At 63.8% G+C, this 7,132-nt stretch carries 8 protein-coding genes; 7 read left to right on the top strand and 1 reads right to left on the bottom strand.

The annotated features are described in order from the left end of the window. The first annotated feature begins 37 nt into the window (after positions 1 to 37). The 6 genes from BTIS_RS10960 (at position 38) to BTIS_RS10985 (ending at position 5,511) form a co-directional block, all read left to right on the top strand. Positions 38 to 1,456, top strand: a complete 1,419-nt coding sequence (locus tag BTIS_RS10960) for a dihydroorotase (protein ID WP_094665415.1) — start codon at positions 38 to 40, stop codon at positions 1,454 to 1,456. A 92-nt stretch (positions 1,457 to 1,548) separates the two neighbouring features. Further along, positions 1,549 to 2,637, top strand: a complete 1,089-nt coding sequence (gene pyrF / locus BTIS_RS10965) for an orotidine-5'-phosphate decarboxylase (protein WP_169713098.1) — start codon at positions 1,549 to 1,551, stop codon at positions 2,635 to 2,637. Then, positions 2,634 to 3,482, top strand: coding sequence for a dihydroorotate dehydrogenase electron transfer subunit (locus tag BTIS_RS10970; protein ID WP_094665417.1), 849 nt, complete (start codon positions 2,634 to 2,636; stop codon positions 3,480 to 3,482). Before pyrF ends, BTIS_RS10970 begins: the two co-directional genes overlap by 4 nt. Further along, positions 3,473 to 4,435, top strand: a complete 963-nt coding sequence (locus BTIS_RS10975) for a dihydroorotate dehydrogenase (protein ID WP_094665419.1) — start codon at positions 3,473 to 3,475, stop codon at positions 4,433 to 4,435. The genes BTIS_RS10970 and BTIS_RS10975 overlap by 10 nt, the downstream gene beginning before the upstream one ends. Positions 4,436 to 4,466: 31 nt before the next feature. Continuing rightward, positions 4,467 to 5,165, top strand: a complete 699-nt coding sequence (pyrE, locus tag BTIS_RS10980; protein WP_094665421.1) for an orotate phosphoribosyltransferase — start codon at positions 4,467 to 4,469, stop codon at positions 5,163 to 5,165. A 109-nt stretch (positions 5,166 to 5,274) separates the two neighbouring features. Then, on the top strand, positions 5,275 to 5,511 hold the full coding sequence (locus tag BTIS_RS10985; RefSeq protein WP_094665423.1) for a hypothetical protein: 237 nt from the start codon (positions 5,275 to 5,277) through the stop codon (positions 5,509 to 5,511). Between the two features lie 171 nt (positions 5,512 to 5,682). Here the strand turns inward: BTIS_RS10985 and BTIS_RS10990 are convergent, their stop codons facing one another. After that, positions 5,683 to 6,318 carry an HAD family hydrolase gene (locus BTIS_RS10990; protein WP_094665425.1) on the bottom strand — a complete coding sequence of 212 codons (636 nt, stop codon included), beginning with the start codon at positions 6,316 to 6,318 and terminating at the stop codon, positions 5,683 to 5,685. Positions 6,319 to 6,546: 228 nt separating this feature from the next. Here BTIS_RS10990 and BTIS_RS10995 point away from each other — a divergent pair. Then, the coding region (locus tag BTIS_RS10995; protein ID WP_094665427.1) for a methyltransferase domain-containing protein at positions 6,547 to 7,132 on the top strand (586 nt) is incomplete at its 3' end.

The raw sequence follows: 7,132 nt of genomic DNA on the forward strand, positions 1-7,132 counted from the left end.
GGGTCATGGATCCAACGGACATAGGAAAGGACGGCGCATGATCACCCTGCGCGACATCACGGTGTGGGACACCGGAGAGACCATCGATCTGACGATTCCCGAAGGGGTGATGCCCGACGGTGAATACGATGCCGCGGGGATGACGCTCGCGCCCGGCTTCGCCGATCCGCACGTCCACTTCCGCGATCCCGGACAGACCTACAAGGAGTCCATGGTGTCCGGATGCGCGGCGGCGGCCTCCGGCGGATACACCGACGTGCTCATCATGCCGAACACCGTTCCCGCCATGGACGGCGAGACGCTCGACGATCCGGACGCCCCTGGCGCCCGGGAGGTGCTTGATGCGGGCTGCACCGATGTCATCGACTACCTGCAGCATTACGAGGCCGTCCACAAGGTGGATCTGCCGGTACGCTACGACCTGTGCGTATGCGCGTCGAAGGGACGTGCCGGGCATGAGGCCACCGAGCTCGATCATTGGCGCCGTCACATGCCCGGACAGGACGATGCGGCCAAGGACCGTTATCAGCTGGCCCATCCGGTCACCGCGATCAGCGACGACGGTTCGGCGGTGACGCCCGGCATCCTCGATGACGTGTTCGCCATGACCCACGAATCCGGACTCTATCTGATCGAGCATTGCGAACATCATGACACCGGCGCGGTCAACGACGGTCCGGTCTCCCGCAAGCTTGGTGTGCCCGGCATCCCGGAGGACACGGAGCTCAGGATCGTCGAACGTGACATCGCCAAGGCCCGTGAGACCGGAGTCCACGTGCATTTCCAGCATGTGAGCACGGCGATCTCGTTCGACGCGATCCGCAGGGCGAAGGCGGAGGGACTGCCGATCACCTGCGAGACGGCGCCGCACTATCTGGCCCTGTGCGACGAGGCGCTGCTCAAGTACGGTACGCTCGCCAAGATGAATCCGCCGCTGCGTTCGGAAGCGGATCGTCGCGCCACCATCGAGGCCATCGCCGACGGCACGGTGGACATGCTGGCCACCGATCACGCCCCGCACACGCTCGAGGAGAAGGAACGCGGCTTCCTCGAGGCCCCCAACGGCATCATCGGACTGGAATGCGCGTACGGCGTATGCCACACGGTGCTCGTGGACGGCGGATTCATCCCCGACAAGCGCCTGATCGAACTGATGAGCGTGGCGCCGATGCGGCTCATGGGCCACGAGCCCACCGACATCAGCGCACTGCTCGGCGGACGCAAGCCGGAGACCGGCACGGTCGCCAACCGCGTGCTGGATCTTGGTGCCATCGACCCCACTGCGGCCGCAGGAGTCGGTCTCGCCGTGCTCAACACCAACGAGGCATGGACCGTGGACCCGGAACGGTTCCACTCCAAGGCCCGCAACACCCCGTTCGGCGGTTGGTCGGTGACCGGCCGCCCGCTCGCCACCATCATCGGGCCGAAGCTCGTCTTCAGCCGCATCGGACGCTAGCCGGACCATCCCGGCCGTACAAGGGTGGCCGGGAGCGGGAACGACGACGCAAACGGCCAGAGCAGACAGCAAGAAAGGAACAAGGAAACACCGTGGATCGACTTATCGACGCCATCGCAGCCGCGGACAACCCCAGTGTGGTCGGTCTCGACCCCAAGCCGGCGCTGCTGCCCAAGCAACTGATCGACAACGCCCGCGAGGCGACGATCAGCGAAAGCGAAATGGGCAACCCCATGGGGGCGGAAGCCGCCTGGTCCATCAACTTCGCCGCCATGTACCTCAGGTTCAACACGGCGATCATCGACGCGGTCAAGGACATCGTTCCCGCGGTCAAACCGCAGATCGCCATGTATGAGGCGCTCGGCGAGGCCGGATTGTGGATGTACGCCCGCACCTGCAAGTACGCGCAGGACAACGGTCTGTACGTACTCGGCGATGTCAAGCGCGGTGACATCGGCTCCACGGCCGAGGCGTACGCCCACCATCTGAGCGGCTTCCCGCTGAAGTTCGCGGACGTGGCCGATCCCGACGAGGTGGAGAACGTGGAGCGCAACGCCGAAGCCAACGCCGTGCGGATCGACGACGTGGAGGAGAACGGCGACGAGTTCCAGTTCGGATCCGAATGGTATGAGGATGCGGTCACCGTCAACCCGTACCTCGGCACCGACGGCATCACCCCGTTCATCGACGCGGCTGCGGCCCACGACAAGGACATCTTCATCCTCGTGCGCACCTCGAACCCGTCCAGCAGCGAGATCCAGGAACTCGAACTGGCCGGTGGCGGACGCGTATACGAGCATGTGGCCGATCTGGTCGAAGGCTGGGGTGCCGAGACGATCGGCGACCACGGCTACTCCCGCACCGGTGCCGTGGTCGGCGCCACGCACCCCGAGGAGGGTGCCCGGCTGCGTGAGCGCATGCCCCACACGTTCTTCCTCGTTCCCGGCTATGGCGCTCAGGGCGGCACCGCCGCCGACGTGGCTCGCATGTTCGATGCCGATGGTTCCGGTGCCATCGTCAACTCCTCCCGTGGCATCATCGGCGCATGGAGGAACAACCCCGACTATGACGAGGAGCTTGGCGTCGACGATGCGCTGCACGTCGTGGCCGAAAGCGCTCGCGCCGCGGCGATCGCCATGCGCGAGGACCTCAACTCGGCCCTGAAGGAGGTTCGTCGATGAGTGCGGACGTGTTCATCTCCACGGCGGATCGGGCGAAGCTCGACGCCAGCGAGCGCCTCGTCGCTTCAGCCGTCGAACATGGCTGGTTCCCGCCGCGGCATACGGTGGCGATCACCGGCATGCGTGAGCTTGACACGAACGTGATGCTCATGACCATCCGTGACCCGTATATCGCCAGGCATGGCAGGCCGGCGCAGTTCGTGGATTTCTTCACTCATGACCCCATGCGTCTCATGCCACGCCCGTTCGGCATCGGCGAGATCAACGGTGATGAGGTGAGCTTCATCTTCGCAGTGGTGGGGGAGGGCACCCGACAGTTCGCCGAGCTACACGCCGGTGATGTGATCGATGTGATGGGTCCGCTCGGCCGTCCGTTCCAGACCAAGCAGATCGCGAACTACGTGCTTGTCGCCGGTGGTCTTGGCGTGCCTCCGGTGATCGCCGCCGCCCAGCATATCGCCGGACTGGAGGGGTCCCGCTCCACAGCCGTGTTCGGATACCGGAATCATCATTTCGCCGACGACATCGTGGCGCGTCACGCGGATGTCGTGCACAGCATCGACGAGTCCGAGGGCAACGTGATCACCGTGCTCGACCGCATCGAGGGGGAGCTCATGGCCTCCGATCTGCCGCCGGTGATCCTGTCCTGCGGACCGATGCCGATGATGAAGGCCATCGCCGCATGGGCCGCCAAGCGGAACATCCCCTGCCAGTTCAGCCTCGAACAGCGTATGGGATGCGGGTACGGCACCTGCGTGCTGTGCACCACCGACACCGTGGATGGCCGCCTCAAGGTGTGCGCCGACGGCCCGGTGTTCACCCGTGAACAGTTGGGATGGGAGTGATGACGATGAGCGATACGACACCGATCGACCTGTATGAGCCGTACGAGTGGCGGCACTCCACCGTGGTTGCCGGCGTACCGTGGAAGAACCCGGTGGGCACGGCCTCCGGCACGTTCCAGTATGCCGCCGTCCGTTGGTTCTATGACGTCAGCCAGCTTGGCGCCGTATGCACCAAGGGCGTCTCCCCGATACCGTGGGAGGGCAACCCCGGCGTCCGTACCGCCGAGGGGCCGGCCAGCAACATCAATGCCGTGGGCCTGCAGAATCCCGGCGTGGACCATTATCTCGTCGATGATCTTCCCAAGCTCAAGAAGATCGGCGCGAACGTGGTCGCCAACGTGGCCGGACACAGTGACGACGACTATGCGGCTGTGGTCGCCAAGCTCGCCGATTCCGCGGCCGACATGCTGGAGATCAACGTCAGCTGTCCGAACGTGAGCCATGGCGGCATGAGCGTGGGCACTGATCCGGTCGCCCTGAGCAAGCTCATCACCCGCCTGCGCGCGATGACCGACAAGCCCATGATCGTCAAGCTCACCCCGAACGTCACCGACATCACCGTTCCCGCACGTGCCGCCGTGGAGTCCGGAGCCGACGCGCTGAGCCTGATCAACACGATCGTCGGCATGCGCATCAACACGCGCACGGGCAAGCCGATCATCGATCACGTGACCGGCGGCGTGTCCGGCCCCGCCGTGCTGCCGATCGGTCTGGCCCGCGTCTGGCAGGTCCGTTCCGCGCTTCCCGAGATTCCGATCATCGGCATCGGCGGCATCGACACCGGCGAGAAGGCGCTCGAATACCTGTATGCCGGAGCCAACGCCGTGGAGGTGGGCGCTGCGGCGCTGTTCGACCCGATCGCACCGTTGCGTGTGGCCCGCGAACTCGACGCTCTGCTTGACGACCGTCCCGAACTGGCCGCCAAGCTCGCCGCCGGCAAGACCTGGCGATAATCGTTCATTCATCAGACAAAAGGAGCATCCCTTGACCACCGCATCCCTTGACCACCGTTTCACCGAGTTCCTGCTGGAATCGCAGGCTTTGAAGTTCGGCGAATTCACCCTCAAGTCCGGCCGCAAGTCCCCGTATTTCATCAATGCCGGCGCATTCAACGACGGCCGTAAGATCGCCACGCTGGGTGCGTTCTACGCCGAGAAGATCGCCGACGAGATCAAGGCCGGCAACCTTCCCGCCGACATCGACACCGTGTTCGGACCCGCCTATAAGGGCATTCCGCTGGGCGTGTCCACGGCCATCGCGTTGACGAGCGCCCATGGCATGGAGGTCGGATACACGTTCGACCGCAAGGAGAAGAAGGATCACGGCGACGGCGGCATGATGGTCGGCACCCAGCTGACCGACGGCATGAAGGTGCTGCTCGTCGACGATGTGATGACCGCCGGCACCGCCGTACGCGAGGTGATCCCGAAACTCAGGGCCGAAGCCGATGTCGAGGTGGTCGGTCTGGTGCTGTCCGTGGACCGCATGGAGAAGACCAAGGATTCCGACACCTCCGCGGTCAAGGCGGTGGAGGCCGAATTCGGCTTCCCGGTGTTCGCCATCGCCAACGTGCGTGAGATCTTCGAAGCCGGCCTCCACATCGCCACCGCCAACGGCGAACCCTATGTGACCGACGGGATCAAGACCGCCGCCGACGCCTATCTCGACCAGTACGGCGCCTGACCGGCGCACGCCGTCATATCCGCCGCAATGAGGCATGGCGTATCCGAAATCGTGAACCGTCGATGGGTAAGATTGACATCGACGGTTCACGCTATGCAAAGGAGGATACATGACTGACGCCGAAGCATCCTACACCGATCCGGACGAGGATCTGTACGACGCCGAACTGATCGACGACGATGACGATTGCCGCGTCTGCCCGTTCAAGGCGAACCGGGACAAGCTCATCCCCGGTCTGGTCACCGCCGTGATCACCGTGGCCAGCATCGTGGTGGGCGTCTACCTGCAGTATGCGATCACCAAGGTCGCCGTCAAGGACGCACTCAGGGAGTCCATCCACCGGTAAGCCGATAGGTAGACGGCCATTCCCGGATGATATGAGCGGAGCGCTCGTTTGTCATGCGGTCTCATCTATGACAACCATGGGTTGCATGTGACGATGCCGCGATATGACAGACGTGCGCTCCGCTCTGTTGTCATTCTGCCCGGTTCCGCTTGTTCGCGCGGATCGCGGATCTCAGCCGAGCCGCACGCCGAGCGAGGCGAGATCACGGCGGGTCTGCTCGGCGTCGGTGAACCGGAACGCGCGGATGCCCACGACCTCGGCACCGACCACGTTGCGCATGGTGTCGTCAAGGAACACGCAGGATTCGGCACGGAGGCCGAACCGCTCCAACGCCAGCTCGTAGATGTCGGCATTCGGCTTGTGCATCTTCTCCACACCCGAGACCACGGTGCCACCAAGCAGCTCCTCGATCTGCGGGAACTTCTCGAACGCCAGATGGAACGTCTCATGCGACCAGTTCGTCAGCCCCCACACGCCGTAACCGGCGGCCTTCAGATCACGGAGCAGCTGCTCCATGCCGGGTAGCATGCGAGGCAGCGCATCGGCGTAATGATCGATGTAATAGCGGAAGATGCCGGCGATCTCCTCACCCTGCTCACGCACCACGTCCGGATAGATGTCGGCGAAGTCCTCGCCGGCATCCATACGATCCTCATACCGGTAGAACCCGTGCGGATCATCGTCCGCGCAGATCGCGTCGACCGTCTCCTGCGGGAAACGTCCCTCCAGACATGCGCGGCACTGCCAGTCGAGCAGCACCCCGCAGAAATCGAAGATGACGTCGGTGATGGGGGAGTCGTTGCTCATGCGAATTCCTCTTTGCTCGGAACGGATTGATATCGTCTGACAGTGTAATGCGCACCCATGAGGCACGACCATCGCATTCCGCCCATTGAGCCACACGACTGGTTCACCGCAGCCGGACACATGGAACGAAACCATATGCGGGCCTGTATTCGGGCGATGGCACAGAGTAAGCTGAAGGAAGGCATGCCGAACGAGCGGCATCGGGGCCGAAGGAGTGTCTAGCCCATCATGTCCGATTGGAATTCAGCACAGTATCTCAAGTTCGAAGCGGAACGCACGCAGCCCTCCGTCGATCTGGCGCGTCGCGTCAGGCAGATCATTCCCGGCCCCAACATCATCGCCGACCTCGGATGCGGACCGGGCAACAGCACCACCGTGCTCCGCGAACAGTTCCCCAACGCCCGACTGTTCGGCATCGACAATTCGCCGAACATGATCGCCAGCGCCAAGGAAAACCATCCCGGCATCGATTTCATCCTCGGCGACGTACACCATCTGCACGGCCGATACGATCTCATGTTCTCAAACGCCTGCCTGCAGTGGATCCCCGGGCACCGACTGCTCATCCCGCAGCTCATGGAATCGCTCAACCCCGGTGGCGTCCTCGCCGTGCAGATCCCCATGGTCGGCCACATGCGTTTGTTCAACATCATCAACGAAGTGGCCTGCGACCCCCGTTGGAATCTCGGCGACATGCTCGTCGGACGCAACGGCACGCTGCAACCCGACGAATACTTCGACATCCTCGCCGCGGTCAGCGCCGACTTCACCCAATGGGAGACCACCTACTACCACCGCATGCCATCGGCGGACG

This window comes from Bifidobacterium tissieri, assembly GCF_002259645.1.
Taxonomy (GTDB): domain Bacteria; phylum Actinomycetota; class Actinomycetes; order Actinomycetales; family Bifidobacteriaceae; genus Galliscardovia; species Galliscardovia tissieri.